The 382-nt window shown below is 67.8% G+C and carries 1 pseudogene; it reads right to left on the bottom strand.

From position 1 onward, the window contains the following. A pseudogene (locus AB4Z35_RS31105) lies at positions 1–382 on the bottom strand (ABC transporter ATP-binding protein); the annotation flags it as partial.

The following is a 382-nucleotide window of genomic DNA, read 5'->3' as shown; positions in this document are numbered from 1 at the left end:
GGCCAGTTGCAGGTACTCGGGCCGCACCCCCACCTTGAAGGTGCCGGCGCCCTCCAGCGCGGCGCCGATGCCCGCCGGCAGCTCCGGCATGTAGCGGCGCCCGGCCACCTCGATGGCGCCGTTGCGCCACGTCCCCGGCAGGAAGTTCATGCCCGGCGAGCCGATGAAATTGCCGACAAAGGTATGCGCGGGCCGCTCGAACAGCGCATCGGCGGCGCCCACCTGCACCGCCTTGCCGCGCGACATCACCACCACCTGATCGGCGAAGGTCAGCGCCTCGGTCTGGTCGTGCGTCACGTAGATCAGCGTCAGCCGGAATTCGTGATGGATTTCCTTGAGCTTGCGCCGCAACTGCCATTTCAGGTGCGGATCGATCACGGTC

The sequence above is a fragment of the Pseudomonas sp. KB_15 genome (assembly GCF_052114525.1).
In the GTDB taxonomy this organism is placed as follows: domain Bacteria; phylum Pseudomonadota; class Gammaproteobacteria; order Pseudomonadales; family Pseudomonadaceae; genus Aquipseudomonas.
Note: the sequence above shows the minus strand (reverse complement) of the source record. Positions and strands in the feature narration are given on the sequence as shown.